Source organism: Sphingomonas flavescens (assembly GCF_030866745.1).
GTDB lineage: Bacteria > Pseudomonadota > Alphaproteobacteria > Sphingomonadales > Sphingomonadaceae > Sphingomicrobium > Sphingomicrobium flavescens.
Map to the genome: position 1 here is coordinate 1,370,609 of NZ_CP133016.1, position 26,423 is coordinate 1,397,031.

Below are 26,423 nucleotides of genomic sequence, written 5' to 3' on the forward strand. Positions count from 1 at the left end.
CCGGAGAGCGGGCCCTCGACAGCCGCCTCGAAAATCTCTTTTTTAGAGGCGAAGCGTTTCGAGAAATCCCGCGAAGCAGGCCGTAAGCAATCGTCTGTCCGGAGCCGCGTGCAGGCAAGAATAGCGCTGGTTAGTGCCGGCCATTAATATTGGCAGGATGGCCTGCATAAGAGCCAGACCATCTGCCAATGAGGTGCCTAGGCTTTTTGCCCAAGAACATGAAGCGATTGCGGCGAGCGGTTGCACTGATGCCCCAAACACTCAGTAGCTTTATTGCCTAGGTCGTCGTTCCGGAGATGCGGCGACGGCGGCCAGCAAGGAACGCGCGAACACGGTCGACGCGGTTAGCGTGTCGGTAGACCGCGTAATCGCTATTTTGCGTTACCAACTGATCCACACGATGATCAAGATCGGGGCGATTATTCGATCCATTTCGGACCTTGCCAATCGCTGCGTTAACTATTTGCGGGCCAATATGTCGGCGGGCAAATTCCCCGGGGGCAATTCTCAATGTTAAAGTCGTGGACCGACAGCAGCATGATGCGGGCGGTAACCCTGCCGACCATCGTTGCGCTTGCCCTTCTTTCGCTACTTCTAGGCGCGGTTCTTCACGTGTCGACCAGCCGGTCCGATGCTTTTGCCTTGGGTCAACAGGAGAAACTAATCCGCCTGGCGGTCAGCGAAGCGCGTACGACGATTGCCAAGGATCAGGAGGCCTCAACCTATTGGGATGACGCAGTGACCCGCGTCCACCAGCGGCCGCTAGACCTCGCTTGGATCGACAATAATCTCGGCGTCTGGTTTTACACGTATTACAAACATGATGAGACCTACCTGCTCGATACGAGCGACCGGCCTATTTATGCGATGCAGAACGGTATCCGCGGTCAGCCAGCCTCATTCGACCGGGTATCGAAGGAGGTTCTGCAGCTGGCAGCCACGCTTCGTCATGCGCTTCGTACCAATTATATCGCGCCCGAAGGGTCGGTTGGCCAGACGATAGGCACGTCTGCGATCACCATGATTGGCAAACGCCCGGCAATCATCAGCCTGAAGCCTATCGTTTCGGAAACCGGTACCATCGCGCAAACTCCGGGAAGCGAATATCTCCACGTTTCAATTCGTTTCCTCGACCGCAGCTTCCTCGCGCAGATTTCTAGCGTGTACAGCATCGAGAAGCCCGCTTTCTCAACGACGAAGGACATTGCGTCGGTTCCGCTCGTAGATGGCAATGGCCGGACTCTGGGCTTTATTAACTGGCATCCGTTTGAGCCTGGCGACGAAGTCGAGGACAAGATGGTCCCCGCCCTGTTCCTCGCCCTTCTTACCGTCGGCGCGCTTCTCGGCTGGCTGCTGTCGCGCATCTGGCGGAGCCGGACCGAGCTCGAGGCAAGCAAGGTTCAGGCGCAACATCTCGCCTTTCACGATGTTCTCACAGGTCTTCCCAACCGGGCGTTATTCGAGGATCGCCTCGATCATGCGCTCAGCCGCCGCGACAATCTCGTTGCCGTGCTGCTGCTCGACCTCGACCGGTTCAAGAACATCAACGACACGCTTGGCCATCAGGCTGGTGATGCGCTCATCCGCGATTTCGGCCTGAGGCTTTCGGCGCTGGTCCGCGACGGCGATACGATCGCAAGACTAGGCGGCGATGAATTCGCCATCATCATTGAGCAGGGCAACCGCCCGGAGATCGAGCGTCTCGCACGCCGCATTGTCGAGGACGTGCGTCGCCCGTTCGAGCTGCTCGGCACACAGGCCTATGTCGGGGTAAGCGTCGGCATCGCCTTGTCACAAGGAAAAGTCATTGATCGCCTGGAGCTGATCCGCCGCGCCGACATCGCGCTTTATTGCGCGAAAGACGAGGGCCGCGACGACTACCGGATCTTCAGTCACAATATGGATGCGACCGTAAAATTGCGAAGCGCGATCGAAGACGAGCTGCGCGACGCGCTCTCCACCGGCAAGGGATTGTGCGTCCACTACCAGCCGCAGGTAGGCGCCAATGGCAATGTAATCGGGCTCGAGGCGCTGGTCCGCTGGCAGCACCCCAAGCGCGGCCTGGTCAGTCCGGAGCAATTCGTGCCGGTGGCCGAGGATACCGGGCTCATCGTTCCGTTGGGCGAATGGGTGCTCCGCCAAGCCTGCCTTGCATCGCGGCGCTGGCCGAACCTGTTCATTGCGGTGAATCTGTCGCCGGTTCAGTTCCGTTCGGCCGCTTTCTTCGACCGGCTGATGCGGCTGGTGCGGACCACCGGCGCCGACCCGACTTCGCTCCAGCTCGAAGTTACCGAGCGGGTCCTGCTCGACGACGACGATGCCGTCCGCGAAGTCCTCAACAAGCTTCGTGGTGCCGGCTTCACCATTGTTCTCGACGATTTTGGCACGGGCTATTCATCGCTCTCCTACCTGCGCAAATTTGAGGTCGATAAACTGAAAATCGATCGCAGCTTCGTTCAGCATCTGGGCGACGCGTCCGATTCCGCCGCGATCATCAGCGCCGTACTGGCACTTGGCCGCGCGATGGGCCTGGCGGTTGCGGCTGAAGGCGTGGAGACGGCCGAGCAGCAGCGCTTCCTCATGAGCGCGGGCTGCAAGGAAATGCAGGGCTATCTGTTCTCGGAAGCCTTGCCTCAGGACGAGCTCGCGCATTTGCTGGGGCCGTGCGACCGGCCGGCAGCCGCCGCCTAAGCCATGCGCACCAGATTGTGGCTCATTGAGGCGTTCGCCTCGCTGTTCTTCGTCGCGCCGCAAGCACAGGCAGCGGATTTGTCGGGCGAGGTAGGGGTTGTCAGCGACTACCGCTACCGCGGGCTCTCGCTCTCTGAAGCCGACCCTGCGCTTCACGCGTCGCTTAACCTCGATCTGGGCAAAGGCGCCTATGCGGGTCTCTGGGCCTCTTCGATCAAACAGGAAAACAAACTCCGGTCCGAGCTCGACTTCAACCTGGGCGAGGAATTCGAGCTAAGGCCGAACGTCTCGCTCGAAATTTCCGCCACATATTTCGCCTATCCTTCGAGACGTCACGACAACTATGCGGAAGCGACAGCGATACTATCGGCAGCCCGGGGAGCGCTCACCGGTAAAATCGGCATAAGTGTTGCACCCGCTCAACGGGCGATGCGCGACGAATTTGGCCGCAAGCGGGCTAACTTATATTACTTCGGGAGCGGTGAGCTGGAATTGGCCCATTTACCGGCGAAGGTCACAACCAGTTTCGGTTATGAGCGCGGAGCCTTCGACGAGGTTGGGCAAGGCGGCAAATGGGACTGGAGCTTTGGCGCCGAAATCCGCCTCGACGCCGCGAAGTTCGGCATCGCCTATATCGACAGTAATGCCGGCCGGCCGGCGTTGGTCGGTTCGCTTGGCTTCGTTTTTTGATTGGCGATCCCGAATTTTACAGCAATCAAGTGACGGGAATGGATGCCTCCTGACAAGCAAGGCAATGTTCTCATAAAGGAAAGAGTTTGGCCCGGTTTGCGCGGTCCGACTTAGGCGGCCGCAGCCCGGTTGTTCATCGCCGCCAGCGCCTGGTCGGCACTTCTCCGCAAGCTGATGATCTTCGTCGCGTCGGTCGCAAGATCGCTTTGACCGCTTAAAATGGCTTCGACGGCGCCGATCATTTGCATTGCGATATCCAGGTGCTGGAGTGCGGGGCCGTGCGAGGCGATGATGCGCTCGTCATTGGCAAGGCACTCGCCAAGCGTCTCGAGCAGGTCGGCAGCCAGGCGGAGGTCGGCCGAAAGAGGCCGTTCTTTTTCGCCTTCGCCAGGCCGCGTTTCCTCAGCCGAACGAAGTGGGACTGACCGGGCTTTAATCGTCCTTACGATATCGTCGACGCGCTGCTGGTCGCCATTGCTGAGTGCGATTCTCCATCGTTGCACGTCGACTACGCCGGAGAATTTCAGACCGCAGCGAAGCCCTTCGGTCCAGATGATCAGCGCGTGCACGATTAGCGACCCACGAACCAGCTGAACGACCCCGCCCTCCACTAACGGTGTTGAGAGCTCAACCAAAGCGCCAGTGTTTGAAAGATTGCGGATCTTCACCGGGACGGATTGACCTTCGCTATATAAGGAGGCGGCCAAGTACAGGCTCGCTCTTGGCTCCTCACGAAGCTCGGTTGGCAAAGATTGGACGGCGTTGGTCATCAGTGACTGTAGCTTGCCCCCACGCCCATTAAAACATCGCGCAACATCGGTCCAATTTGGATGAGTTTAATTGTTCCGGATGCCCGCCTCGCGTGGCAGGGACTTACTTAAGGCGAAGGGTCAGGCCGAGCCGCCCCGAGAGATACCGGTATCCGCCGCCACCCTCGTTGAGGGAGTTGTTCGAATATTGCAGCTGGGCGAAGGCCTGGAGCCTGTTCGAACGCGCCGGACTTTCCATTCGAAGGTCGACGAGCTGTGCGGACTGGCGGTGCGATCCGGTGGCCTTCTGAATGCCGTAGCCAACGGCCGCCAGATACATCCAGCCCCGATTGTCGAAGCGCCGCATCTGAAGGACGGGCACCAGCGACACGAAGTCGCGCGGCGAATAATAATCGAACTCGCCCGGCCGGGTGGAGTGAAAGTAGCGCGCGCGCAGCTGGGCGCTAAGCCCGAGCTCGGGCGCGAGAACGTGAACGGCGGTACCGCGCCAGTGAAGCCGAACGTTCTTGCCCGTAAACTCCTGAACGCCGCCCATCACATTGAGCGTGTCCCGGACGCCGAGCGGTACATCGAAGCTGGCGCCGCCAAAGGTGTAATAAATTCCGCGGTCGAGCCCCTGTTTGGTCTCGACGATCTCGCGTTCGAGAAAGACTTCCTTCGACCAATCCTTGCTGCGCAGTGAGGCCGCACCAAGGATTGTATCACCATTGGTCCCAACGCGGGCGCGCCATTGCCATTTGTCGCCGAGATTGTCGGCCAAGTCGATATAGACCCGCGTCTCGCGGCGCGTCTTGTTCCCTGATGGCGAAAACCATGCGCGCTCGACTGCAACGCCCTGATAATGGTCACGGTCCTGGAAGGTCCACAAGGCGCGGCCCAACAGTTTCACGACATCCGTGTGATCGGAATCGGTGCTGAAGTTGAGCTCCACGCCTGGCGCCGGGCCGCCGGAAGGCGCATTGCCTCCGCCTTGCGCGAGCGCGGCGCTGCTCAATGACGCACAGGCGAGCGCCAGGCTTGCCAATCGGCTGCGACGCAACCTCATTTGGTCCCCCATTTTTTTCGCTGACCCGTCAATTCGGAGATGTAGCCCCACAGGCACACAGGCTGCATGATGATCGCGTAGACGAGCACGTAGAACAGCAGCCCGAACACGTTGCGCCGGACCTTCAGGCCCTTGGCCTGAAACATTTGACGCTGAATGCGGAAGATCACGATGTTCCACACAAGCGCCAACGGCAGGAGCAGCAAAGTCAGTGGGCCCGCGATCCAATAATAGCCGAGCAGTGCTGCCGCGAGGCCGGGAATGAAAACGAAGGTGAAGGTGAAATCGAGCGGCAGGAACAGGCAGTTCCACCAAACGAAGAGCGTTGAGAGCCGGCGCTTGAACAGCAGGGTCTTGTGGCGTTGCATCGCCTCAATCAGGCCGCGCGACCAGCGCTTCCGCTGCTGGTAAAATTGACGAAAGCTCGTCGGCGCATCCGTAAAGACGATGGCGTCCTCGGCATAGCCGACGCGATATCCCTTTTGGAGCATCGCCCAGGTCATCACGATATCTTCGCCGACCGACTCCGGCCAACCGCCAACCGCCTCCAGCGCGTCTTTCCGGTAGAGCGAGAAAGCACCTTGGGCGACGAGCGTCCCTTGATACATGCTCTGCATACGCTTCACGGCCGCGATGCCATGGAAATAATCCCATTCCTGGGCCGCGGTGATCAGCGAAGCGCGCGAGTTACGGACCAAGACCGCGCCCGCGACTGCCATAGTGCCGGGAGGATCGGACAAATAACGCTCGACAATTTCCGTCATGCTGTCGGCGCGAAGCCGGCTATCGCCGTCGATGGTGCAGACGAGCGAATGACGTGCGGCGGCGAGGCCGCCGTTCAGAACCGCCGCCTTGCCGCGATTTTCGAAGAAATCGAGCAGGCAGATTGAGATGTTGGCCGGAAGCTTGAGCTTGGCCTGGGTGTCCTTGACCTTGGCGACCGTGCCGTCGCTCGAGCCATCATTGAGAACCAGGGCCTCGATCTCGCCGCGATAATTGAGCGCGGCAATGCTCTCTAGCGTCGCTTCGATGCCCGTCTCTTCATTGTAGGCGGCAATCAGCAAGGTGACGCCAGGATAGAAAGCGACGGGACGCCGGGCCGGACGCTTGTCCATCACCAGCGAGGTGGCGAGGAAGGCGTTCATGAAGCCTGGGACGAACGCGATGAAGGTGAGCGCCCAAAGCGCGAACAAAGGCGTCGTGAGCAGCGCCAGATCATGCATCCAGGCCTGCGCGAGAAAGACGCTGAAGCCGGTCCAGCTAAGGGCGACGGCAAGCGCGATCGCAAACTTTACCCGAATGCTCAGGTAGAAGGATCGACTGGATCGAGTGGCAAGTTCGAGATCCTCGAACCGCACTGGCGCGTTCATGGCTGCAACAATCGCTTTCGTTTGTAGGGATGACCGCAGGCGGCCCCGCCCCTCGTCTACAAGACAAGGGTAAACAGGTTCTTTACCGTGCAAGCTGGCGCCGCGGATCGGTCATGGATGCGCCACAGGCCTTCCAACCGCTGGCATTCCCACCGGACTTTGGGATAATGAGGCTTGGGTGAAGGACATTTTTCGCTTTCGGTCGCGCGACCGCTACTGGCGCGTCACCCTGCGCTCGGCGCCCTTGATTAGCGCCGTGCTGCTCGACCGCTGGGACCAGAAGGTCCGGATTTTTCGCTGGAAGTTTTTGGCCAGAGCCGTCGCCTATCGGCACCGCCTCGTCGTTCGCAATTTCGTGACGGAAGCAATAGTCGAAGCCTATCGGCCGGGCGGCAACATCGTCGATCTCGGAGCGCGCAGACAGCGCTGAACTGGCCGCCGCCAGCTCTAGCTGACCATACTGGTTTCGAGGATCGCCTTTATGGAGAGGCCCGCGAGCTGGAACTTGCCCTTACGGGCCTCTCCAAGGACTGATGGCGGCTCCAAGTGGGGTGGAACCGCCGAAGCAGCATGTACCCCGCCAGGTGCTAGGGAAGTCTTTCACATTGCTCCGAAGTGGATGCAGTAGCGCTACAAGGGTTTGGGTCTAAGACTGGTCGCTCCAAAAAGCGCGCGTTCAATGCGAGCGTGCCGCCCCTCCAGATGACGCTCCCAGGCATCATCGCGAAGTTTCGGGGGTTCTCCGGCAGCGCGGGACTCGAACAAGTCGCGCTCAATCTGTTTGGCGATTTCGGCGCTGATTTCGCCTTCGTCCAAAAGCCGCAAGAGTTCCTGCCAATGGTCCTTTGACACCTCGTCGCGGTTCGGCGCGGCAAGCTGCAGATAAGGTGGGCGACGCGAACCGGGGCGGGACAAGCGCAAATCCTTCTCACGTTTCGGTGGAGAGCCGGTCAGAACACGCGCCGCTCTTCTCCATAGGGCGTCTTCACCGTAAATTCTGCGGACTTGTCCGGCAACACCGGAACCGTCCACGACGCGCCGGCATAGAGCCGCTTACCGCTGATGGCCGAGCAAGATTTGCGCTGCGCGTCGCATTGGCGTCCGTCGATTAATTCGACGCTGCTGTTACCATCGTTGCGGACAGTCACCTGCCCGTTTTGCCGCGCACTCACGAGCGAAATTGTCGCCCGGGTGGGACGGACGAGCACAAGAATGTCGTATCCGACCATGATCTTTATACCCGATGCACTGGACTGAAGGGCACCAGCGACGGGTTTGACCGTAACCCTGTAAACGCGTTCGCGCTCCCCTGGCGGATTGAGCGCGGCGACGCGCAGGAGCCGCCGCTGACCCGGCTCGAGGATCACGCGCGACGGCGATGCCAACAAGCCCAATTTCTGCGGATCGGGGTCACGCCGTTCTGACTGGGCGGCGCTGCCCGCCGCAACGATCTCGCGCGGTTCGACCGCCACGAACGTTCGCTCGGGCGAGTCATTCCACAGCTCGATGTCGCCGGCCTTACTGCCCTGGCCCAGTTCGACGATGAGCTGGCTGAGCTTCAAGTCCGCCTGCGCGGCGGTCGGCGCCAACAGGCTCAAGACGGCGAGTGTCGCAACCAGCAATTTGCGAGGTATCATTGGCAAACGACTTTCCCGGCTGAGAGGAGATCTTCATTCGTCGCGAAGGCGGGAGCCGCCACACTACAAAGCGATGATCCCGACCGAGAGAACCGAAGAAGATCGCCCCGGCTGACATTGATCTGAAAATAACCCTGGTCGTCCGTCTCGGCAACGTTGCGCCCGGTCTGAACGAGCGCCAGCGCAATGGGTTGTCCGGCGGATGAAACGGCTTGCGCAAACAGGGTCACGTAACGTTCGGCCCGCCAATTCAGGGTTGCAACATTACCAGGGTACAGCGTGACTTCGCGAGGCTGCGGGTCGACTTCGGCGGCCGTAAACTCTTTGGGAAGCAGGCGAACCCTGTACGTACGGTAAGCCGGCATGAACAAGGACAAGCGCTCACCTGCATGAAGACGGCCTCGATCCGTATCGTCCACCAGCACTCGATAGCTGGAATCGCTTTTCTCGCCCGAAAGCGAGAGGATCATCGCGCTTTCGCTGTTCTGGCGTGCGCCGAAACGGAAAGCATCGGGATTGATCGCCAGACCGGACTGGAAATTGAGGTCGTAACGCGTTCTTGAAGGCCCCTCGAGCTGGTGCCGGATCTCGGCTCGCCCGTTGCCCCAGGGTCCGGCGTAGGTTGCGCCGCCGCGAACGCTCGAAGAGCGAAGATCGCGGTCGAAACCCGCCTGTCCCGTCAGCCCGTTTAATCCATCGCCCGTAAAGGCATATTGCGCATCTAGGCTCCCAATCGCGCGGCTTGCATCGCCACCATCGGGCCGGCTGTCGGACTCGAAGCCCTGCCCGATTGCACCCGCAACGGAAAGCCGACCGCGGGTCGAAAAAATTCTCATGGTCGCGAACACGGCCGTGGTTGTCCGGCTCCGTAACGCGGAGCCCTGGAAAATGACCTGCAGACCGTTGCGCATGGTGATCGGCCAAGCGAGGTTAGGGCCGATGCTATAATCGGCCTTGGCTGCATGGTCTTTACGATAGGTGCCGATCATCGAGAGCGAACCTGCGCCGAGACGCAGGCCGATACTCCCAGTCAGTTGCGTGAACGAACCCGTCGCAAGTTGAAATGACGGCGGCACTTCATTGTCGAAGCTTTGCACGTGGGGCGAGAGTGGAATGAGCGGCCCGCCATCGGCCGACCATACCCGGCGCAGATCAAGATTGAAATTGAACGGACCGGCATTCCGCGCACCAATCTGGACGAGCGAGCCCAAGTCGCCGCTCGTCGAGACGAGTCCGGCCACGCGCACCGTCGCAAGGGGCGTCAAAAACCATGCCCCGAGCTCGCCGATCGCTTTATGCCCAGTGCCGACCGCACTGACATCGACAGCAATCTGACGATCGAACCTCACCGCCGCGCCCGCGCGGTAATAGAGATCTGAACTCAAGGCGACAGGCCGGTGGTTTCGGGTATTAGCCAGAAAGCCGGCATAACCATAGACGATCGGCCGTCCCAACGGCGCGACGCGCGCGTTCTTGACGAAAAGCCGTCTTTCCTCACGGACCGCGGCGGCGCCATCTTCATGAATGCGAAGGGTCACGAGATACGATCCGTCGCTAAGGCTTGACGTATCCACCTCATTGTTGCCCGCCGGATAGGAGCTTGATCCGACCAGGCGCCCGTCAACCACAAGTTCGACCTGTGCGGGTCGCGACAGGAAAATGACTAACGGCGTCGCTTCCAACAGCTCGCGGTCGGCCGACGTATCGAACTGGGTACCAAAGCCGCCGCCGAGGATCCGGCGTTGACCCGTGAAATCGTCGCCGGGAGCCCATAGCAGGCCGACGGAATAGCGCATTGACCGCCGGTCGATCTCGGCCACAAAATCATCGACCACCCAGCCGAGCCCCGAGGCGACCGCATTGCTGGTCCGGATGCGTCCGTTCCGGAAACCGGCAATCGTCCGGTTTTGAAGATTGTAGCCGCCCCGCCCGCCGAAAGTCCCGGAGGCGGCGGCGCTGACGACGCTCGTCAGCGAGACGGGCCCCGCTGGAACTGGAAGATAACCTGTCGCGCCCGGCGCGAGCGTAGCTAGGAAACGGGGATTGATGAAAAGATCGACCCGGAATTGCTCTTCGTCGTAGATTATCCCGGCGACGTCCGGCGACAGCGATCCGCAACTGCGCTTTTCAAGCGCATTGCATACTTGTCCGGCATTCAGTGCCAGCGGCGCTTTGAACGTGGCGAGCAAGGCCGGGTCGGACGATGCAGCAGGCACCAGGGCGAGAACCGACTCTGGCGCGATGAAACTCAGAAAGCCCGGCTTTACCGTGGCCAGCGTCTCGCCGACTTTGCTTCCGCCGAAATAGACATCGACGAGGATCTGCCGGTCGGTCGCGAGCTCTTCGAACCCTTCGGGCGTTCCGACGGATACCAGCGACGCCGCGTCCGCATGAGCGGCTTTGGCCGCGCAATTTATGGTTAACGCCGCAAGGCAGAAAGTCGCGTGGAAGCAGGAGCGGCGCAAAGGGGTGAACTCACTCGGGTCCGACGAGAAGGGTCAGGGTTCCGCTGTAGCTCCCGGCCATCGCTTGCGAGAGAGCCGCCGAGCGGAGCAATATGATAAGGCTGGCACTTGTCGCCGGCCCGTTATTGCATGTCTGTTGAGTAGCCGCGCTGGTCTGTCCGATGAGCGGAACGTTCGGAAGCAGCTGACTGCCCGAAGTCCGGTTGGCCGATCCGTTCCATTGAACTTCATAGGCCATGCGCTGCGAGCCGGACGCGAGCTCGAAGGCGCCGCCCAGACCGCTGCCCGAAGCGGTCACGTTATAGCCGCTCGTGGCCGTGTCCGAGAACAGGCACATGCTCTGGCTTTGCACCGCATCGGCCGAAAGATTCGAGACGTTGCCGAAATCGACGTCGCTGAGCCCCGTAATGCGGACTTTGTTGCTCGCGGCCGCGGCGGGCGAAGCCGCCAACCAACAGGCGCTGAGGAGACAAAGCCAGACGAACACCCGGCCGCGATTGCGGCCAGGCTGTTTCGTTCCGTTCCCGCTTCGCCCACCCTCCGGAGAAACGGCAGCTTGCATGTGCGCTGCCACAGGAGAATTCACTCAGGCGCGACGACGAGGGTCAGCGTTCCGGTGTACGTCGCTGCCGCCTGCATCGACTGAAGGCTAGCGGTCGACATGCGGACGATAAGGCTCGCCGAGCTGCTCGGCCCGCTCCCGCAAGTCGGGTTCGTCGCCGTCGAGGTCAGGCCGTGCAGCGCCGTCGACGCGGTGAGCGCGGTGCCCGAGGTCTGGGCCGACGTTCCTGCCCATTCGACCGTGTAAGGAACGGTTGCCGCGCCATTGGCCAGCGTGAAGGCGCTGGCCGCTCCGCTGCCGGTCGCGGTAATGAAATAGCCACGCGTTGCCGAGTTGCTCCATACGCAGACATTCTGCGCGTTGGCAGCAGCGACGGTGGGATCCTGGTTCAGGAATGCAACGTCAGTTAGTCCGGTCAGCTGAATTCGGTTCGGCACCGAAGCATTGATCGTGACCGACCCCGTCGAGGTCGTGCCGAAGCTACCCTGGGTCGCGGCTTCCGCCGGCCCTGAAAGCGCTACGACGATGGCGCTCAAGGCAGCCAGCTTATTCCCGCGAATATGCATGTCTTTGATCCCCACTTTCAGATCGGCAAAAAACTAATCCGAAATGGAGATATCTAGACGGGGTAAATTAGCTGTTAACGCGCTGCTTAAGCCGCCCCGTAACCTCAACCTTATCAATAGCTAAGGGTGAGGCGCGATGCTATTCCGGAACGATCAGAAAAAGCCGCGTCGCAAAGTTGGCTTGGGGCGCGCTGCTGGGCACTTCGGCGACAGTGAAAGGCAGTGCGCTCCCACGATGGTCGTCGAGGATTTTGACGGTGGTCCCCTGCGTTTCAACACGAAAGCGCGGCGCTACAGAAACCCGGATCGTTATTCTGGCGGTGGCGCGACTTGTGAGCCCCTGAGCAGGAAGCGACTGGCACCAGCCACAGGCGATGCCGATGAGCGCAATCTTAGGACGCAGCCGGTTCATCTTGGAGGATCTTGCCGCCCCAAGCCTCAAGACTGTATTGAGCTTTGGACCGTTATGGATGCTGTTCGCTGGGATGAGTGCCGGTTACGGCCTTGCGACCGACATTCCGAAGCATTAATTGATTTAACGATAGTTTAACAACGCTTAGCGAAAGTGTGCGTAATGACGGGCAACGAAGCAACTCGAACGGACCTTATGACCGCAGCGCTGGACCACTTGCGCCGCGCGATCGACCTCCTCGATCAGGCCGAAGCGCCTGGCCAGATCGCGGCGCATGTCGATCTTGCTGTTCACCAGCTTGCCGATGCGATCGCGGACCGCCCGAGACCTAAGATGGTCGAACCGGCCGATCACCAGTTTCGAACGCTTCCCTCATCTTGAGCTCGCCGCGCTCCGTTATGGTAAACCACTGGGCGGACGGGGTCATAGTCGGTCTGACACTCGGCCAGCCCGGTTTCCTCCAAGACCCTCGCCCATCGAGCAAGCGCTGACTTTGGATACTGATCGCTTAGATCGTCCAGGCTGAAGCGGCTGCCGGCCACTCGCGCGGCATAAAGCTGCAGGAGGATGTCCCAACCCGGATCCACGGCGAAAGCGTTGCCGAAAAGCGCCCGCTTGCGGCCACGGACTTCAATCGCAAGCTTAACCAGATCGTTGGCGCTGGTGGCCTGCTGCGCTTCAACTGGCAAGACCTCTCCTTCCAAGGCTCCCGATTTTCGGGAAGCGGCAGGTAACAGCCCGCACAAGGACTGTCCGGTCGGTGATGGCAACTCGGCACGCTGACCCGTTGAAAGATCAAAAATGTACGCGTCGGAATGGTTCCGGCGAATGCGCTCCCCCGGCCTCGGCTTTCCCAGTTATTTCCGGAGGTTAGAGGGATACATCCGAAATGAATACGAAAGTGGCCTGACAAACGTCCGCAAGGGAGGCAAGTTGATCGAGCTCGGTAACCGTTGTTGTAAAGGATTTTGAGATGTCCGCTTATTCCGCAGACCCCAAAGCCGAGCATCTGCTGCGCTTGAGTGACGAAGTCGGCCGGATTGCCGGGACACTGGCCAGACTTTCGGCCGAGACTGTTAGCGAAGGTCCGGATGATGGCGATGCGGTCATCGATCCTGAAGTCGTCATGTCCGTGATCCGCGCGCGGCGCATGCGTGCCTATTTCCTTAACGGAGACCTGTTTGCCGATCCCGCGTGGGATATGCTTCTCGAGCTTTTCCACGCGGAATTGTCGCATCGGCGCATGGCGGTTAAGCATCTCACCGCCGGTGCCGCCGTTCCGGCAACGACCGCGCTGCGTTGGCTCACAACGCTGGTCGAAGAAGGACTTTGCTCGCGTCGCGACGATCCGCTGGACGGCCGCCGGGTTTACGTCGAGTTGACACGCAAGGGTGAACAGTCCCTTCGGCAATATTTCGCCAAGCTGAATCCAACGCCGGTGATCTAATGTTGGGATGCGTTCGACAGCTGGAGGTGCTCGAACCGGCATGTCCAGCTGTTGTGCCCGAGTATTGGCCGCGATTGCTTGCCGGGCAGAGTTGGCCCCTTGAGGAGCAGCACCGGCATTTCGAGCTTGGCCACGTACTAAATGGCGCGATCACCGATACGATTGAACCTATGCAGTCGGGTTCTCTGTCTCTTCACCACGCCGGCCTTTGGGAATGCGACCTTGGCAGCGGTAGGTTGATTTGGTCGGGCGGCGTCTATGACTTGTTCGGCCTTAAGCGCGGTCTGGAGATCACGCGGGTCAAGGCTCTGTCTCTTTATTCCGAGACGTCGCGCCGGATGCTGGAGCATGTCCGTAGCGAAGCCATCCGGACGCAGCGGGGATTCACAATCGACGTCGAAATCCATCCTGAACTCTTATGCGAACACCGTTTGATGAGGATCATTGCAGCACCGGTCATCGAAGCGGGAGTAGTCACGCGCCTGCACGGGGTTAAGCTCGCGATCTAGACAGCCGGCCTGTCGCGAGCCGGAACTGATAGGTCCAGTTCGGATAAATGCTTAAAAGATAAGGCAGAATCCGCCGATTACATGCATTGGCATGACAGTTCCCAACCGGAAGATGACGCATCAACGGTCCCGCGAATGGCGGCGACGCGTGGTCATGAAGGCGCGCTTACGTTGGGGCGCGTACTGGGGGGATGCCTGCATCCTGAACATCTCCTCGCAAGGGATGTTGATTCAAACCAGTCGGGTGGCCCCCGAGGGAAGCATTGTTGAACTGCATCGGGGCCACCACGTGATCCTCGCCCGCATCGTCTGGCGCGATGGCCTTAAAGCCGGTCTTCGGACCGATGACAGGCTGCCGGTTGATCAAATTCTGGCGGCCGGAGACCAAGGTCCCGTTCAACTGGTGACGTCAGACGGGGCGATTGTTGAACGGCGAACCAAAGCTCGATCGGAGGCCGGTGACGCAAAAAATTTCGGCAGGAAGCTTGAATTCGTGGGCGCTTGCGTGCTCGTGCTCGCTTTCGCTCTAATCGTTGGGCTCGCAGTCTTCGATGTGCTAGCGACGCCAATCGCGCGGATCGAGCGTGCTTTGGGGAACCAGGCCAAATGAGCCGTTCTGTGGTTGTATTGGAGCTGAACCGATAGGTCCGTTTTCCTAAACGCTCAGCGTCCATCGGCGTTTGGATCAGAACAGCAATTGCGATTTTGCACCGAGCCTCATTGGCCAAGTGGAAGCGTTCGCTCGCGAGGGTTGCTAGCTAACGCACTCGCCATCGTTGGCTGGGGCGACCGACCCCTCTCCGCAGGAGTTGGGAGAAGGTGGGATTAGAAAGCTGCTATCACGTGATCGTGCGGCTCATCGCTTGCTCCCAAAGCGCGCGGAGCGTTTTTTCGTGAAGTGCGTAGCGACTTCCTTTGCGCTCAAGGACATCCCGGCATCCATAGAGCCCATAGCCTCGAGTGTAAGCTGATAACGCCGCTCTTCTTCACTGAGCCATTCGGCAACCGCCTGACGGATAATCCAGCTTCGGCTGCGATCTAGACGGCTAGCGACGTCATCGAGTTTGGATGCGAGCTCTGCGGGGAGCTTAGCTGTAAAAACCCGATCGCTTTCGGCGAATTTATCTTCGGACACCACATGGTACTAAGCCGATAAGGCGGTCTCGGCAACTAATTGCGAGAGCATTGAATCTATTCACAAATGGCTTCGCAAATTGCTCTACTCGCGGGATACTATGCACTTAGAGCTTCTGGCTTTCTATGGACATTGCTCCGACACGGATCCTTTTATTTCGGGCTGACTAGATAATCTTCATCTTTATGCCTACCGCGCTCGCGCAAGCATTGCTCATGAGCATGGACCTCACGTTGTCAATCGTAGTTGCGTATTACGACTAGGAGTCGGCGCTCAACGCTAAGGATAAAATGTGGGAAACGTCACCGTCATTGGCGCCCAGTGGGGTGACGAAGGCAAAGGGAAGATCGTCGACTGGTTGGCCAGCCGCGCCGACGTCGTCGTCCGGTTTCAGGGCGGGCACAACGCCGGTCACACACTCGTCGTCGGCGATCAAACTTATAAACTTTCGCTGCTCCCGTCCGGAATTGTCCGTGGCACGCCTTCCGTCATCGGCAACGGCGTGGTCCTCGATCCGTGGGCGCTGAAGGCTGAAATCGAGCGCATCGCCGACCAAGGCGTCGAAGTTACCCCGGGCGTGTTGATGATCGCCGACAATTGCCCGCTGATCTTGCCGATCCACCGCGACCTCGATGCCCTTCGCGAAGATGCTTCGGGTGCGGGCAAGATCGGCACGACGCGCCGCGGCATCGGTCCGGCTTACGAAGACAAGGTTGGCCGCCGCGCCATCCGGGTATGCGACCTGGCCAAGCTGGATGACGTTGCGCCGCTGCTCGACCGTCTGTGCGCGCACCATGACGCGCTTCGCGCCGGTTTTAACGAACCGCCGATCGATCGTGAGCGCCTCCTCTCCGACCTGCGCGAAATCGCCGGCTTCGTGCTGCCCTATGCGCGGCCCGTCTGGCGCGATCTCGACCAGGCGCTGCAACAAGGCAGAAAGATGCTGTTTGAAGGGGCACAAGGCGTGCTGCTCGACGTGGACCACGGCACTTATCCGTTCGTCACTTCATCGAACACGGTTGCCGGCACGACTGGCTCCGGGACGGGCATGGGGCCTCGCGCGGCGGGTTTCGTGCTGGGCATCGTCAAGGCTTACACCACGCGCGTTGGGTCAGGCCCCTTCCCGACCGAACAGGAAAATGAAGTCGGCCAGCGGCTTGGCGAACGTGGTCATGAATTTGGAACCGTCACCGGCCGCAGTCGGCGCTGCGGCTGGTTCGACGCGGTGCTTGTGCGTCAGGCGGCTGCAGTCAGCGGCGTGACGGGAATTGCGCTTACCAAGCTCGACGTGCTCGACGGCTTCGAGACGATCAGGATCTGCACGGGATATCGTCTTGACGGCGAAATCATCGATTACCTCCCAGCCCATGCCGCGGACCAGGCGCGGGTCGAGCCAGTCTACGAAGAAATTGAGGGCTGGCCCGGGTCGACGCAGGGCGCGCGAAGCTGGGCGGAACTTCCCGCACGTGCAATCAAATACGTCCGCCGCATCGAAGAACTGATTCGCTGCCCCGTGGCGCTGGTCAGCACCTCCCCGCAGCGCGACGATACGATCCTCGTCCGGGATCCTTTCGCCGCTTAGGCGATCCTGTTCCTTCAGCCTTAGGCGTGCCTTATGGGATCTCTGCAAGCAGTCGCTTTTCTCCGTATGGAATTGAGTTGGGTTGGACGTGCTCGTCGCCTCCGACCCTCGGTTTTTTGATGGGTTTGCCGACACCACCGGCCTAAGCATGAGGGCTGGCTGGTTCGAGCCTTGGACCAAGGCGTTACTTAATGGGTCGTTGAGAGAGGCGGGGTAAGTGATCTCTGAGAAAGAACGGGTAAGGCTTCCAAAAGAGCTACGGCCTGACATCGTTATACGGGTGCCTTGGACCTGCCGACTGCGGATGCATCGCTATACGCCTACCGGCAAGACAGGCTCATTTGCCGGCCGGGCTATGCAGCAAGACATCTGCACAAGGTGTGGTCGGCTGCGTAACGTGGACGTCGGCTGGGAAATTGATGACAATCACCTTCTCGACTGTAAATTCTTTGAAGATTGAAGCTCGATCAGGCTAATCTCTGCGGGAGGAACAAACACAACTACCCTCGTGTTGCGGCTTCGAGGATGAACTCACTTGCTTTGTAGGATTTGAGCACGCACTTTCGCTCCTGTTCGCGTGTCGGATCGAACTGGAGCGGGCGTTCACTTTGTGCGCCCGCTTCCACATCCAGCTACAGATTGGGTGGCCGATCCCAGCAGCTGTCGGCTCCTCGTATTCGCATGTTCCCAAGCAGCTGCCGATTGGTCGCCGGGGATGCTGATCGCACCAGACTGGAGATCCGCACGAATCTTCGGCGCGTTAATGAAGTCTACGCGCGCGTTGAGCGAGGCAAAGCATGCCGGGTAAGCGCACGCGGAAACTGGCTGAGGTGCCAGTGCAAACCGAGCGACTTACAGCTGCCCGGCGATGATGACGCCCCCGAGAGCTTCACAATGCCGTCGAGTAGCACGCACCTACCTCAGATCACTAAAAAGCAGACGGCCTAGCTTCCCTCTGGAGTCGGCCTTTCCTGATGTCCGCTTTCCACCCAAAGCAGACATCAGCCCCCGATCGGCCCCGGGGGTGTTCTGGTGTCTAAGTCTCAGCCCGCAGCGGTAGCACTTCGCCGTACCCAGCTGTCGGTCGTGCGATCGCAGACCATCAAATCTGGATAGGGGCGGCACAAAAGGTTTGCCGCATCGGGTGGGCCGTCGAGCCAGTCACGCCAATCCTGACGCTTGAGGATGACTGGCATTCGATCATGGACGTCAGCCACGTGGATGCAGGCCTCGGTCATGATCATCGTGTAAGCAGGACCCCATTCCGGGGTGTCACGCCAAATGCCTGCCACGGCGAAAACTTCTTGGCCAGGCAGCGAGAACCAAGTCCTCGTTTTGGCGCCCTTTTCTCCCTCGGCTTCAGCAAAAGCGCTCACAGGGATCAGACAGCGCCGCTCCTGGAAGCTGAAGCGCCACATGAAGCTGTCCAGCTTGTCCGACCGCGCATTGTTCACGGGTTTGGGCTTGCTGCCAGGCTTTGAATCTCGTGACTTGAAAGGAAATCCCCATACCATCGAGCGCAAGGCGCCATTGACCAAGACGATGTCGGGGTAGCCCGGGTGAACCTCTCCACGGCCGGCGTTCCCGACTTCACCGACCTTAGCGTCGAACAGCTGGGCGACTTCCTCGTTGGAGTTTTTCAAGCGGTAGAGATTGCACATGGACGAACCCTAGCTCCCCACGGTCGCGGCCGACAGCGGTCAGTCACGCATTCGACGGTACAACTGCCGCCACCCACCTTCCGTGGCCGGGAAACGATCTTCACCGGGCAGTCTGTTGGTGGCCTTTACCCAGTTCGGTCGCAGACCACAGGCCGCGCACGTCAGCCGATAGTGCAGGGTCGCGAGCTGCGTATTCCAGCCCCGCAACAGGCAATATCGATTGAAGCGCTCAGCGCTGAGGATGCTGACGTGACCGCACCGGCATTGGACGTGCACGTTCGCGTTGAGGCGGATCAAATCAAGCAAGCAGTCGAGCCGACTATTAGCAGACATCAGGGCCGCCGGCGCACTGACCAGATCACAGCCGACAAGGCGGTCAGCAGCGCCGCCAATCCCATCATCAACGAACCATCAAGCACAAGCATCTCGCGACTCCATCGCAGCGCTTGTTCTACTTTTGTTCACATGTAGGAAAGCCGAATGTTGCTGCCTCGGGCTTAAATCTCCAGCGCTTCCGACATCTCCAGGGCATCATCCACCTCGACACCAAGGTAGCGCACCGTGCTCTCCAGCTTGGTGTGCCCGAGCAGCAGCTGGCAGGCTCGCAGATTGCCAGTCTTTTTGTAGAGCAGCGCCACCTTCGTCCGCCGCAAGCTATGAGTGCCGTATCCGGCTGGATCTAGGCCAACGAGCTGGACCCATTGGTCAACGAGCCGCGCATACTGTCTGGTCGTGATCGGGCGGCCGTGTCGCACCCTGCTTGGAAACAGAAAGTCGTCAGACTTTAGCGAGCGACGATCGATCCACGCGGCAATGGAGCGCCGTGCCTGCTCGGTAATCTCGAACTGGACGGGGCGACCGGTCTTCTGCTGCATTACCATGACACGAGACCTGACACCGCTTGCGGTCATGACATCGCCGACCCGCAGTTTGACAAGGTCACACCCGCGTAGCTTGCTGTCGAGCGCGAGGTCGAACAGGGCCAAGTCCCTTAATCGGTTACTGACCTGCAGGCGGACGCGGATGCCCCAGACATGAAAGGGCTTGAGAGCAAGCTTGGCTCCGGTCGGCGGGCGGCCAGGAAACCGGAAGGCGGGTGAGTGAAGCATCGGACAAACTCCAGCTAAGCTGAAAGTCGCTACGCGTCGCGCTCCTGCAGGGTCCGCTCCCGTCAGCCGATTACCAAGGCAAGCACCAGTACGAGAACGGTGGCTGCGAGGATTAAGCGCCAGTCGGGATGATTTGCCGGCCGCTGGCCTTTCGCCCTCAACGACATGCCCGGGCAATGATCCGTCCGTTGTCCCACCTCGGCTTGTAGACTGCCTGGGCGCGCTGAAGCTGCCAGCAGGACAAATTAATGGCTCCGGCCCACACAACAGCGACGGTCCGGCCAAATCTGTCGACAGTGATAGCTTGATATCGGACCCGGCCGTTTCGCAGGGCAGCCATCAGGCTGCGCTTCGAAGCCTGTCCGTCGCCTGCCGTGCAGACTCTCCACGCGGGGCAGTGGGAGATTTCCGGCGCATCGATGCCGAGCAACCTGATCCGCTCGCTTCCACAACGCAGCGAGTCTCCGTCGACGACGTAAGCACTGGGACAGTCAATCATATTGCTACTTTAGTCGCTCGCCGCACGCGCGCTAGCGTCAGCAATGGGTCGAAATCAGACATTCCGGCTATCTTACGTTTCGTCAGGCCGTTTGCTCGGCCAGCATCTCTTCAACATGGCTCAACTTGTCCGGGTTACGGACGATATAGAGTGCGGTAATTTTTCCGCCCTCCACTTCAAGTGCTGTAGTCTGCAGCACCTCTCCGCGATCGATGCTCACGAAGCCGGGAAGGCCATCGATCATCACGTTACATAGCAATCGCGGTCGGTAGGCAGCCTTTCGCGCCAACCCCTCGAACAAGCGGATTACGCGATCCATGCCGCGGACGACGTTACGGAAGGCAAGCACCTTGCCGCCACCATCGGAAAAGACCGCGACCTCGTCCGCAAGGATTCCGCTCAACATTTTGATGTCGCCTTTCGTGCTGGCCTCATGAAAGGCGCGCACGAGTTCCGACGCGCTTTGCGGCGATAGCGTAAAGCGGGGTCGCGCCTCACGCACGTGGCGGCGGGCGCGAGATGCGAGCTGGCGAACCGCTGCGGGTTCACGTTCCAGCGTGGCCGCCACTTCGTTCAGTGGGGTTTCGAAAATGTCATGCAATAGGAAGGCGGCGCGCTCGAGTGTGGAGAGCCTCTCCATGGCCATCATGAGCGTGAGGGTGACGTCGTCGGCAATTGCCTCCTCGTCGGCTTGCTGCAACAGCGGCTCCGGCAACCAGGCGCCGACATATTCCTCGCGCCGAGCCCGCGCCGATTTCAGCTGGTCGAGGCACAGGCGAGTCACGATCCGGGTGAGATAGGCGGCCGGCACGTCGACTCCGCCGCTGACTACTGCCCAACGGGGCCACGCGTCCTGGACGACGTCCTCCGCCTCGCTCAGCGACCCCAGCATGCGGTAAGCGAGGCGCAGCAACCGCGGTCGCTGCGCCTCGAAGACGGCCAGGCGCTGGTCAGGCTGCATCGCGCATCGCTGCGCCACGTGGCGGATGAGCGACTTGGAAGCCGACCTGAAGTCGATTCCAGACGTTGATCGCGCCGATGGCGAAGGTCAGTTGCACCCGCTCCTCCTCACTAAATTGTTCGGCGAGCGCGTTGTACGCGTCGTCCGGTGCGCCATCATCCGCGACCCGGGTCAGGGCTTCGGTCCACGCCAGCGCCGCCCGCTCGCGCTCTGAAAAGAGGTACGAGTCGCGCCAAGCGTTGAGCAGGTACAGCTTCATCTCGTCCACTCCACGCTTACGCAAGTCGCTGGTGTGCATGTAAATGCAGAAGGCGCAGCCATTGATCTGGGACGCGCGCAACTTCACCAGTTCCAGCAGTTCCGGATCGATCGCTTGGGCCAGCGCTTGCTCGAGCGCGACCATTGCCTTGAAGCCGGCGGGGAACACTGCAGACGGGTTGTCGAGGCGGGGGGTCATAGTCGGTCTCCTTGTAACGAGCATCGAGGCGCTCGAGACAAATGACGAGACGGGTCCGACCGATGTGACATCGGTTCGAAGAATTTTGAAAAATTGTCCCACGCCGGGCGCCAGCCAATGTCCGCAATGGGTCAAAGGCGGACGGAAACGCGTGGAGTAAGTCAGGCGATGGCCAGGATGGTGAGGGTGTGGCCGTTGGGGAGTTCAATCTCATCGCCCAGCTCAGCGCCAAGCATTGCCCGAACTAGCGGCGCATTGAAGCCGATGCGTGCGGTCGCCGGGTCGCTCTCGTCGTGGCCGACAATCTCAACAGTCCGAGACTGATTTTCGCGCTTGTAGGTCACCAAAGTACCAATCGCGACAGTCTCGCCAGAGGGCACCGGTGCCAACTGAGCGCTGGCTTGGCGGACGCGCCAGTATCGAGCATCTCGCAGCACGGCATTGCGCTCCTCTTCCGGAAGCGGATCCGCGAGACGAGCCTCAAGTTCGGCGACACGCGCTTCGATTAACGCGAGCCCGCGTGGCGTTACGAGGTTCGGGCCTGGAGGAATGGGCAGCTCGAACCTCGGCTCGAGATGCTCCTCGTCGCTCTCGCGTCGGAATGCGACGCTCATTGAACGGGATGTCCTTGGCTCATGCCCGTGAGGGTAGGCACGTCCGCAACGGGTGGAAAGCGGTCGTTAGCTCAACGCCAGTCGCTCGGCCCGCTGCGCGAGTGTCTCGAGGGCGTCGCGCTCCTCGCGACCCGCTGGCAATTCTACGGCACCAGCTAATTTTCGGATGCGGTTGAGTTCCGGGTCTCGAAGCGAGCAAGATGTGAAGTCGTCCCAGTCGTGCGCCCCGCCAGTTCCCTCAAGGAACGCCCTGATGGTCTGAACCACATAAGCGGCTTCCTCGCGCCGCCCCTCCAGTCGCCTGCCGCGTCTGAAATTGGCCCATGCTCGGAAGAAGCTCATTCCGGAATGCTATTCCGGGCGGTGCAGTGTCCACAATGGGTGGAAAGCTGTCACTCGACCTGTAAGCTCCAGGCATGAAGGTTGAACTCATGCAAGTCGGCGCTCCGCAATCTCTGGAAATGGACCGAGACGGATTGCAAGCGGTGCGCGCTTACTTGAAACAGACTTATCCGGACTTGAAGACGCGCACATCGGGCATTGTGACGTTCGTGTCTTTCGCTGGCTCTGAGTTCATCTTCGAGAATGAGTGGGATGAACCCTACCTTCTCGCGGCGACGGCAGAAGGTGATGACCTACTTAGGGGCGTCCAGAACCGTTTCAGCTAATGTCCGCAATGGGTGGAAAGCAGACATTAGACGCCAAGCAGGCGATGGCTCGCGCTTATCCAAACCGATGTATTGCCGATGGGCTCTTCCGTGAGATTCATGGCGAGGAGCACCGCTGCCCCAACGAGCGTTGCAATATGGATACCGCGGCGGCTCGCGATGTCGAATGCGACTACGGAGGCGATGAGTCCAACGAAGATGTAGAGCCCGAACGCGCTGATCTCATGTATTCGGCCGATGGCAGCGCCGAGCAGGCCGAGGCTTCCCATGATGACCCATCGCTTATGGAACTCAGGCTTGTCGCGCAGCAACATCGCCGCGCCGGCCAGGAGTCCGAACATGGCTAGATCTGCAAGTTCTCCATAGAAGAAGGAGAGAGCCGCATCGCCATCGCCAGCATAATAGTCGTGAATAGTATCGCGAGCTGCGACGATGGTCCCCATCAACAGCATCGGAATAATGAGCCACCCAGCAAAGGAACCGATCTTGCGGTGCAAACGCAGGCGCCTGGTCGCGGCCAGAAACGCCTGAAGGGCGAGAAGCGCAGTCCACGCGAAGAAGAGGGCACCGTGCACATGCACGACGAGCGGCTTTTCCAACGTGCCTTTCGCCATCGGCAGGAAGAAGCTTCGCGCAAACCCCGCGAGCACCAGCATCGCAAAAACAATTGCAAAGCCGACGAAGTAGGCATGAATCTTTTTAGGGACGCGGCGCTTGTGTTTGCGCTCGGGCATCGGAGCAAAACGGCCAGGTAACGCAAGCGGCTCAGTGGCCCCGACCGGCATTAGAAGTCCCCCTGGCCGCCGATCGTGTCACCCTTTGTTAATGTCCGCAACGGGTGGAAATCAGACGGTTAGCTTTCAGTGCGCGCGCTCATCCACAGTTTGTTGCGAGCAATTCCGATCGGAGCGAGCGAACTCTGCATATCGAATGCTTGGTTCAGTTCGATATGTACACTTCGGGGAAGCCCTGCTTGCGCCAGCGTTCAACGTCTTCCTGCATCGTCTTGCGCTTCTGAGCTGGAGACACATCGTCAGTCGCAAAACTTACATTCGCGCTTACCGGCGTGCCGCGTTTGCTGCACTCCTGCAACATCAGAGGAAAGTAGCTTTTGATAATCGGAAGCGCGTTCTTGAGACTGGGCCACGCCCCCCGATATCCTTCCGGCGCAGGCTTCGTCTTTGTTGCATGAAAGCAGAGCGAATTTTGACCATTGATCGGCTCGCGTAAATCGACCCACATGATAAAATTCATGGGCTCGCCAGGTTCCAGTGACTTCCCTGAAGCAGAGGATCGGTCTGAAGCCGATCCGGAAAGTTTATCGTTGCCAGGATGTGCTGACTGCTTCGGCTCGGCGACTTGGCTCGTGGCGACGTATTTCCAGACCTCGGAGGGGTCTGCGATCTTGATCTCGTGACTTGCCGGTGGCGCCTGCGCCAGCTGGATGTTGGCTTTGGCCTCGTCCATCGCATAGCTCTCACCGGGTTTGGACTTGCATTGGAACTGGGGAGTCCAGCCATTTGCTGCCGGATAAAGTCGCTCTGCTAAGGCTGCCAGCTGAGTCATCATTTTTGCTTCGCCGCCATAACCTGGATCTGCAAAATTTGCGGGTGCCACCACGATTAAGTTTGAGTTTGGGCCATCACATTCGCCTTGCGAACAGATTGTGACGATACAGCTCCGCCAATCCTGTCCTTGAGCATGTCCAGCTGCAGTAATGCACAAGACGCACAACCCGACTAAACTCGTTAAGAGCCGCAATTCCCGTCCCCCAGCCGTCATCGAAACTAGCTGAATGCTACTTAGCTCATTTTAGGTCTGCAAGCGTGAGGATAACGTCTGATTTGAGTGGAAAGCGGTCGTAAGCGGACCGTCGATAACAGCCAAAGTTCGCAGTACCGGCCCTCAGCGATCCAGATTCATTTCGCGACTGACGCCAATTCGATCAATAAACGATTGGTCGTGGCTGACGAGCAAGAGGGCACCGTCATACTGCGACAAAGCTTGCTCCAGGGCTTCGATCGATTCCAGGTCGACGTGATTGGTTGGTTCGTCGAGGGCAAGCAGCTGTGGAGGAGAAGCTCCGCCGAGGACGACTGCAAGGGCGGCTCGCAATCGTTCGCCGCCAGACAATGTGCCGACCGGCCGCTGTGCTTCGCGGTTGCGGAAGGCAAATCGCGCGAGAGCCGCGTGCGATGACTCCCGCGTCGCTTCACGGTGACGCCGTTGATAATTCTCGATCACGGTCAGCGTTGGATCGAGAAGAGCAACGTGCTGGTCCATCATTGCCAAGCAGCCTTCAGCGCGTTTGACGGAGCCGGAAGCGGGCATGATCTCGCCCATGGCAAGTCGAAGCAAGGTGGACTTTCCCGCGCCGTTAGAACCTCTGACCGCGACCCTTTCCGGGCCACGGATGTCGAGTGACCAGGGGCCGAGGACGCGATCTGGGCCGACCGCGACGGTTGCATCCTCAATGGACAACAGCTCCTTCGACGAAGAAAGGCGACTGCTGGGCAGGTCGAACGTCAGAGGGACGGTGAGTTCGACGAGGGCGTTCGCCTCTGAGAACTTCTGGGCAGCCTGGTTCAACTGACGCTCGGCGCGCTTTCCGTCTCGCCCGGTGCTGTTCTCCGCTCGCTCGGCTTGCCGCCCCATCAGGATTTTGGGCGCGCTTCCGCTCGCGGCGTAGGTCTTCCCGGCGCGGTCGCGGCGCGCTTTGTTTTCGTGGCGGGCCTGCGCGATGCGTTTCACTTCCTTCAGGTCCTGATCTGCTGCTGCCAATGTCGCCCGGGCGCGCTCCCGCTCGGCTTCCCTTGCAGCGGCAAAGTCCGACCACCCCCCGCCGAATTGGCGAACTGCGATCGGGTTAAGCTCGATGATCCGATCCATGCCCTCCAGCAGTTTGCGGTCATGGCTGGCGATGATCGCCGCTCCCGCCCATCTGGTGAGTAACTCGTCCACCGCTGCTCGACCCGCTGCGTCGAGGTTGTTCGTCGGTTCGTCCAGCAGGATCAGGTCGGAGGCTTCGATCAGCAGCTTGGCAATACCGATACGCGTCCGCTCACCACCGGAAAAACTCCCGACACGGCGCTCGAGGTCGATACCGGTCAAGCCGGACGACGCCAGTGCGCCCGCGACGCGAGCATCGAGCGTCCAGTCCGCCAGAGCAAAATCGCCCTCGGTGCCCTCACCCGCCTCGATGCGCGCGACCGCTTCGCGGATAGGCAAGATGCCGATTGCATCGGCTACGGTCCGTTCCGCGGGAAGATCCTGTGCGAGCGTTCCGATGCGTGCCGTGGCCGCGACGTGGCCACCGGACGGCTTTGCTTTACCGTCGATGATCGCCAGCAGTGTGGATTTACCGCTGCCGTTTCTTCCGACCAGGCCGACGCGCTGGTTTGTTGTGACTGAGAAGCTGAGGCCCGAGAAGAGCAGCCGGCCGTCAGGCGCGGAGGCGGAGACGGAATCTAGCGTAAGAAGGGAGGACACGGATCACCTAGGTTGGACGGAACGGTAGGGCTGATTAGTGCTGACCGTTCACCTGGCGATCCTTTCTTCCAGGGCCTCATTATG

At 60.0% G+C, this 26,423-nt stretch carries 31 protein-coding genes; 10 read left to right on the forward strand and 21 right to left on the reverse strand.

What is annotated here, in order from left to right:
- Positions 1-510: 510 nt before the first annotated feature.
- Both QU596_RS07060 and QU596_RS07065 read left to right on the forward strand, forming a co-directional pair.
- A complete protein-coding gene (locus QU596_RS07060) occupies positions 511-2,691 on the forward strand; it encodes a bifunctional diguanylate cyclase/phosphodiesterase (protein ID WP_308514435.1) in 2,181 nt (726 codons plus the stop codon).
- 3 nt (positions 2,692-2,694) lie between these two features.
- Complete coding sequence (locus QU596_RS07065; RefSeq protein ID WP_308514437.1) at positions 2,695-3,381, forward strand: TorF family putative porin; 687 nt, start codon at positions 2,695-2,697, stop codon at positions 3,379-3,381.
- A gap of 110 nt (positions 3,382-3,491) precedes the next feature.
- Here QU596_RS07065 and QU596_RS07070 read toward each other — a convergent pair whose 3' ends face one another.
- The 3 genes from QU596_RS07070 to QU596_RS07080 all read right to left on the reverse strand — a co-directional run bounded on the left by QU596_RS07070 (position 3,492) and on the right by QU596_RS07080 (position 6,566).
- Positions 3,492-4,151, reverse strand: a complete 660-nt coding sequence (locus tag QU596_RS07070; protein ID WP_308514439.1) for a PilZ domain-containing protein — start codon at positions 4,149-4,151, stop codon at positions 3,492-3,494.
- A 103-nt stretch (positions 4,152-4,254) separates the two neighbouring features.
- A complete protein-coding gene (locus tag QU596_RS07075; protein ID WP_308514441.1) occupies positions 4,255-5,196 on the reverse strand; it encodes a hypothetical protein in 942 nt (313 codons plus the stop codon).
- Positions 5,193-6,566: a glycosyltransferase family 2 protein gene (locus QU596_RS07080; RefSeq protein ID WP_308514443.1), complete on the reverse strand. Its 1,374-nt coding sequence runs from the start codon at positions 6,564-6,566 to the stop codon at positions 5,193-5,195. Before QU596_RS07080 ends, QU596_RS07075 begins: the two co-directional genes overlap by 4 nt.
- Positions 6,567-6,744: 178 nt before the next feature.
- Between QU596_RS07080 and QU596_RS07085 the strand changes: the two genes are divergently transcribed.
- The gene (locus tag QU596_RS07085; RefSeq protein WP_308514445.1) at positions 6,745-6,996 is read left to right on the forward strand and encodes a hypothetical protein; all 252 of its coding nucleotides are present in this window, start codon (positions 6,745-6,747) and stop codon (positions 6,994-6,996) included.
- Between the two features lie 200 nt (positions 6,997-7,196).
- Here QU596_RS07085 and QU596_RS07090 read toward each other — a convergent pair whose 3' ends face one another.
- The 8 genes from QU596_RS07090 to QU596_RS07125 all read right to left on the reverse strand — a co-directional run bounded on the left by QU596_RS07090 (position 7,197) and on the right by QU596_RS07125 (position 12,897).
- Entirely contained in the window at positions 7,197-7,481 is a 285-nt protein-coding gene (locus QU596_RS07090) for a GatB/YqeY domain-containing protein (RefSeq protein ID WP_308514446.1), read from the reverse strand.
- Positions 7,482-7,516: 35 nt separating this feature from the next.
- Positions 7,517-8,203, reverse strand: a complete 687-nt coding sequence (locus QU596_RS07095) for a fimbrial biogenesis chaperone (protein ID WP_308514448.1) — start codon at positions 8,201-8,203, stop codon at positions 7,517-7,519.
- Entirely contained in the window at positions 8,200-10,668 is a 2,469-nt protein-coding gene (locus QU596_RS07100) for a TcfC E-set like domain-containing protein (protein ID WP_308514450.1), read from the reverse strand. Before QU596_RS07100 ends, QU596_RS07095 begins: the two co-directional genes overlap by 4 nt.
- A 10-nt stretch (positions 10,669-10,678) precedes the next feature.
- Positions 10,679-11,119, reverse strand: coding sequence for a hypothetical protein (locus QU596_RS07105; protein ID WP_308514452.1), 441 nt, complete (start codon positions 11,117-11,119; stop codon positions 10,679-10,681).
- A gap of 131 nt (positions 11,120-11,250) precedes the next feature.
- Entirely contained in the window at positions 11,251-11,796 is a 546-nt protein-coding gene (locus tag QU596_RS07110; RefSeq protein ID WP_308514454.1) for a hypothetical protein, read from the reverse strand.
- Positions 11,797-11,935: 139 nt separating this feature from the next.
- Positions 11,936-12,208 carry a hypothetical protein gene (locus QU596_RS07115; RefSeq protein ID WP_308514456.1) on the reverse strand — a complete coding sequence of 91 codons (273 nt, stop codon included), beginning with the start codon at positions 12,206-12,208 and terminating at the stop codon, positions 11,936-11,938.
- Positions 12,209-12,352: 144 nt separating this feature from the next.
- Entirely contained in the window at positions 12,353-12,562 is a 210-nt protein-coding gene (locus QU596_RS07120) for a hypothetical protein (protein WP_308514457.1), read from the reverse strand.
- On the reverse strand, positions 12,559-12,897 hold the full coding sequence (locus tag QU596_RS07125; protein WP_308514459.1) for a hypothetical protein: 339 nt from the start codon (positions 12,895-12,897) through the stop codon (positions 12,559-12,561). Before QU596_RS07125 ends, QU596_RS07120 begins: the two co-directional genes overlap by 4 nt.
- A 284-nt stretch (positions 12,898-13,181) precedes the next feature.
- Between QU596_RS07125 and QU596_RS07130 the strand changes: the two genes are divergently transcribed.
- From QU596_RS07130 to QU596_RS07140, 3 genes are all read left to right on the forward strand, one after another.
- Entirely contained in the window at positions 13,182-13,655 is a 474-nt protein-coding gene (locus QU596_RS07130) for a MarR family transcriptional regulator (RefSeq protein ID WP_308514462.1), read from the forward strand.
- A gap of 53 nt (positions 13,656-13,708) precedes the next feature.
- On the forward strand, positions 13,709-14,164 hold the full coding sequence (locus QU596_RS07135) for a hypothetical protein (RefSeq protein ID WP_308514464.1): 456 nt from the start codon (positions 13,709-13,711) through the stop codon (positions 14,162-14,164).
- 154 nt (positions 14,165-14,318) lie between these two features.
- On the forward strand, positions 14,319-14,774 hold the full coding sequence (locus QU596_RS07140) for a hypothetical protein (RefSeq protein ID WP_308514465.1): 456 nt from the start codon (positions 14,319-14,321) through the stop codon (positions 14,772-14,774).
- Between the two features lie 246 nt (positions 14,775-15,020).
- Here the strand turns inward: QU596_RS07140 and QU596_RS07145 are convergent, their stop codons facing one another.
- The gene (locus QU596_RS07145; protein ID WP_308514467.1) at positions 15,021-15,299 is read right to left on the reverse strand and encodes a CopG family ribbon-helix-helix protein; all 279 of its coding nucleotides are present in this window, start codon (positions 15,297-15,299) and stop codon (positions 15,021-15,023) included.
- A 292-nt stretch (positions 15,300-15,591) separates the two neighbouring features.
- On the opposite strand from QU596_RS07145, the gene QU596_RS07150 reads away from it, so the two are divergent.
- Positions 15,592-16,881, forward strand: a complete 1,290-nt coding sequence (locus QU596_RS07150) for an adenylosuccinate synthase (RefSeq protein ID WP_308514469.1) — start codon at positions 15,592-15,594, stop codon at positions 16,879-16,881.
- A gap of 1,043 nt (positions 16,882-17,924) precedes the next feature.
- Here QU596_RS07150 and QU596_RS07155 read toward each other — a convergent pair.
- Positions 17,925-18,542, reverse strand: a complete 618-nt coding sequence (locus tag QU596_RS07155; RefSeq protein WP_308514471.1) for an SOS response-associated peptidase — start codon at positions 18,540-18,542, stop codon at positions 17,925-17,927.
- A gap of 249 nt (positions 18,543-18,791) precedes the next feature.
- Here QU596_RS07155 and QU596_RS07160 point away from each other — a divergent pair, with 249 nt between their 5' ends.
- Positions 18,792-19,013 (forward strand): hypothetical protein, encoded by a 222-nt coding sequence (locus QU596_RS07160; RefSeq protein ID WP_308514473.1) that lies wholly within the window; start codon positions 18,792-18,794, stop codon positions 19,011-19,013.
- Between the two features lie 26 nt (positions 19,014-19,039).
- Here the strand turns inward: QU596_RS07160 and QU596_RS07165 are convergent, their stop codons facing one another.
- The 5 genes from QU596_RS07165 to QU596_RS07185 all read right to left on the reverse strand — a co-directional run bounded on the left by QU596_RS07165 (position 19,040) and on the right by QU596_RS07185 (position 22,182).
- Positions 19,040-19,651, reverse strand: a complete 612-nt coding sequence (locus tag QU596_RS07165) for a tyrosine-type recombinase/integrase (protein ID WP_308514475.1) — start codon at positions 19,649-19,651, stop codon at positions 19,040-19,042.
- 157 nt (positions 19,652-19,808) lie between these two features.
- Positions 19,809-20,150: a thermonuclease family protein gene (locus QU596_RS07170; RefSeq protein WP_308514477.1), complete on the reverse strand. Its 342-nt coding sequence runs from the start codon at positions 20,148-20,150 to the stop codon at positions 19,809-19,811.
- 82 nt (positions 20,151-20,232) lie between these two features.
- Entirely contained in the window at positions 20,233-21,111 is an 879-nt protein-coding gene (locus QU596_RS07175) for a sigma-70 family RNA polymerase sigma factor (protein ID WP_308514479.1), read from the reverse strand.
- The gene (locus QU596_RS07180; protein WP_308514481.1) at positions 21,101-21,568 is read right to left on the reverse strand and encodes a carboxymuconolactone decarboxylase family protein; all 468 of its coding nucleotides are present in this window, start codon (positions 21,566-21,568) and stop codon (positions 21,101-21,103) included. Before QU596_RS07180 ends, QU596_RS07175 begins: the two co-directional genes overlap by 11 nt.
- A 161-nt stretch (positions 21,569-21,729) precedes the next feature.
- Positions 21,730-22,182, reverse strand: a complete 453-nt coding sequence (locus QU596_RS07185; RefSeq protein WP_308514483.1) for a GreA/GreB family elongation factor — start codon at positions 22,180-22,182, stop codon at positions 21,730-21,732.
- 21 nt (positions 22,183-22,203) lie between these two features.
- Between QU596_RS07185 and QU596_RS07190 the strand changes: the two genes are divergently transcribed.
- The gene (locus QU596_RS07190) at positions 22,204-22,341 is read left to right on the forward strand and encodes a hypothetical protein (protein ID WP_308514484.1); all 138 of its coding nucleotides are present in this window, start codon (positions 22,204-22,206) and stop codon (positions 22,339-22,341) included.
- Positions 22,342-22,598: 257 nt separating this feature from the next.
- A complete protein-coding gene (locus QU596_RS07195; protein ID WP_308514486.1) occupies positions 22,599-22,850 on the forward strand; it encodes a hypothetical protein in 252 nt (83 codons plus the stop codon).
- 26 nt (positions 22,851-22,876) lie between these two features.
- On the opposite strand, the gene QU596_RS07200 is transcribed toward QU596_RS07195, so the two are convergent.
- The 3 genes from QU596_RS07200 to QU596_RS07210 form a co-directional block, all read right to left on the reverse strand.
- A complete protein-coding gene (locus QU596_RS07200; RefSeq protein WP_308514488.1) occupies positions 22,877-23,635 on the reverse strand; it encodes a hypothetical protein in 759 nt (252 codons plus the stop codon).
- A 154-nt stretch (positions 23,636-23,789) separates the two neighbouring features.
- Positions 23,790-24,575: a hypothetical protein gene (locus QU596_RS07205; protein ID WP_308514490.1), complete on the reverse strand. Its 786-nt coding sequence runs from the start codon at positions 24,573-24,575 to the stop codon at positions 23,790-23,792.
- Positions 24,576-24,755: 180 nt separating this feature from the next.
- A complete protein-coding gene (locus QU596_RS07210; RefSeq protein ID WP_308514492.1) occupies positions 24,756-26,339 on the reverse strand; it encodes an ABC-F family ATP-binding cassette domain-containing protein in 1,584 nt (527 codons plus the stop codon).
- Between the last annotated feature and the right edge of the window lie 84 nt (positions 26,340-26,423).